Here is a 3,116-nt window from a genome sequence, read left to right as displayed (position 1 = left end):
GTCGCGGGTCACTTGCGGAGCTTGGGCGTGGGGCCCGAGGTTCTGGTCGGTTTGTGCGTGGAACGTGGCGTGGAGATGGTGGTGGGGCTGCTCGGAGTCCTGAAGGCCGGAGGTGCGTATGTGCCCCTGGATCCGGAGTACCCGGCGGACCGACTGGGATTCGTGCTGGCGGACACCGGCGTTTCGGTGGTGTTGACGCAGCAGCGTCTGGCGGGACGTTTGGGCGCTGAAGCGGGCCGGGAGGTGGTGTGCCTGGATCGTGACTGGCCGGTGATCGAAGCTTCCGCTCCGGTGGCGGCGGGCGAGTCAGGAGTCGATTCGGAGAACGTGGCGTACGTGATTTACACGTCGGGTTCGACCGGCCGGCCGAAAGGCGTGATGATCCAGCACGGCGGGCTCGCCAACAGACTTCTGTGGGCACAGTCGGAATACCTGCTCGACGACTCCGATGTCGTCCTGCAGAAGACGCCGTACTCGTTCGACGTTTCCGCGTGGGAGCTGTTCTGGCCGCTGATCGTGGGCAGCCGGCTGGTGATGATGCGGCCGGGCGAGCACCGGCTGCCGGACCGGGTCGCGGCGGCGATCGATCACTTCGGCGTGACCACCCTGCACTTCGTGCCGTCGATGCTGGACGAGTTCGTGCAGGCCGTGCGGGGCGGGTGCGAGTCGCTGAGGCGCGTCCTGGTGAGCGGCGAAGCGCTCACGGGCCGCACCGTCCAACGGTTCCACGAGACGTTCGACGTCGAGTTGCACAACCTCTACGGCCCAACAGAGGCGTCGATCGACGTGACGTCGTGGCGCTGCGAACCGGGCGCCGACCGGGCTGTGCCGATTCCCATCGGCCGGCCGGTTGCGAACATGCGGGTGTACGTCTTGGACGGTTGGTTGCAACCGATTCCGGCCGGGGTGCCGGGTGAGGTGTTCTTGGGCGGAGTCGGCGTCGGCCGGGGGTATCTGGGTCGGCCGGGCTTGACGGGTGCGCGTTTCGTGCCGGATCCCTTCGGCGAGGCGGGTGGCCGGTTGTACCGGACCGGAGATGTGGGCCGGTTCCGCGCCGATGGCGTGCTCGAATTCTTGGGCCGCGCCGACGAACAGGTGAAGATTCGCGGCCACCGGATCGAACCCGGCGAGATCGAGTCGGTGCTGACCGGTCTGGCCGAAGTGGGAGAAGCGGTGGTGGTCGCCCGCGACGATGCGATGGCCGGGCGGCGACTCGTGGCGTACCTGGTCGCCTCAGGAGTAGGAGCGGCGCCGAACACCTCACAACTGCGGACGGCCTTGCTGCAGGTCCTGCCGGAATACATGGTGCCGTCGGCATTCGTGTGGTTGCCGGCCTTGCCGTTGACGGCGAACGGGAAGCTGGACCGACGCGGATTGCCTGCGCCGGTGGAACGTCCCGAGCTAGAGGTCGGGTTTGAACCCCCGGTTTCCGCTACAGAGCAGCTGCTGGCGGGCCTCTGGGGCGAGCTGCTGGAGGTCGACCGAGTCGGCGTGCACGACAACTTCTTCGAACTCGGCGGGCACTCACTGCTGGTGATGCAGCTGCTGTGGCGGCTGCAGGAGCACTACCAGGTCGACCTTCCCGTCCGGACCGTGTTCGACGCACCCACGGTCGCTCAGCTCGCGGCCATCGTCGACGGCGGTGAGGCGAGGGCCATCGCCGCCATCGCGCCGGCGCCCCGTGGCGGCGACCTGCCGCTTTCGTACGCGCAGCAGCGGCTGTGGTTCCTGCACCAGCTCCAGCCGGACGACACCTCGTACGTCATGCAGTGGGTGGCCAGGCTGCGCGGCGGTCTGGACGTCGCCGCCCTGGAACGCGCAGTCGGCGCTCTGGTGCTTCGCCACGAGGTGCTGCGCACCAGACTGGTCGTGCGAGCGGGACGGCCGAGCCAGGTGATCGACGCGCCCGCGCCGGCCGACGTGCACCTGACCGATCTGAGCGCGATGCCCGCGGACGTGCGCGCCGCGGTGGCGTCCCGGGAACTCGCCGAAGAGTCCGGTCGCGGCTTCGACCTGGAGGCGGGCCCGGTCTACCGGGTGCGGGTGATCCGGCTCGCCGGCGACGAGCACCTGCTGATGTGGACCATGCACCACGTCGTCGGTGACGGCCGGTCGATGAACCGGCTGACCAAGGACCTGGCGGCGCTGTACCGGGCCGAGGTGACCGGCGAGCCCGCCGATCTGCCGGCATTGCCGATCCAGTACGCGGACTTCGCCATCTGGCAGCGGGAGTGGCTGCGGGGACCGGCGACGGACGACGCGATGGCGTACTGGAGCGCGCAGCTGGCGGGTGCGGAGCAGTTGGAGCTTCCGACCGACCGGCCCCGAGCGCCCCGCCAGACCGGCGGCGCCGTGCACACCTTCGAGTTGGAGGCCGACCTCGTCGACGCGCTTCGGGCGTTGGGCGTCGAGCACGGCGCCACGCTGTTCATGACGCTGCTCGCCGGCTACGCCGCTCTCCTGCACCGGTACAGCGGGCAGGACGACTTCACCATCGGCTGCCCGATCTCCGATCGGCAGCGGGCCGAGACCGCCAACCTGATCGGACTCTTCCTCAACGTGCTGGTGATGCGGATCGACTGCTCCGGCGATCCGACCTTCGCGACGTTGCTGGGCCGGGTCCGTGACACCGCGCTCGCGGCCTACGGCAACCAGGACATGCCGTTCGAGATGCTGGTGGAGGAACTGAGCCCGGATCGGGACCTCGCACGCAATCCCCTCTACCAGGCCGACTTCCAGCTTCATCCCCGATTCACCAACGCCGAGTCGTTGGAGTTTCCGGGCCTGACTGCGACCGACGAGCGCGACGCGTCGACAGACGGAGCCGTCGTCGACCTGTCGCTCTACCTCGCCGAGTGGGACGGCCGGGTGCGGGGATACCTCCGTTACAAGACCGATCTGTTCGACGCGGTGACGGTGGAGCGGTTGGCGGGGCATTTTGTGGGTTTGCTGCGGGGGGTGGTGGGCGATCCGGATGCGGTGTTGTCGGGGTTGAGTCTGGTTTCGGCGGAGGAGCGGCGGCTTTTAGCGGAGTGGAATTCGACGGAGGTTGTGATGCCGTCGGGTTGTGTGCACGAGTTGTTCGAGGGGGTGGTGGCGCGGTCTCCGGACGCGGT

At 68.6% G+C, this 3,116-nt stretch carries 1 protein-coding gene; it reads left to right on the top strand.

Features of this window, described 5'->3' with window-relative positions; genetic code table 11:
- Nucleotides 1-27: 27 nt before the first annotated feature.
- Nucleotides 28-3,116 (top strand): amino acid adenylation domain-containing protein (locus tag ACWEIJ_RS45935; protein ID WP_449843614.1); only part of this gene is annotated, 3,089 nt, incomplete at its 3' end.

The sequence above is a fragment of the Lentzea sp. NPDC004789 genome (assembly GCF_053601075.1).
Note: the sequence above shows the minus strand (reverse complement) of the source record. Positions and strands in the feature narration are given on the sequence as shown.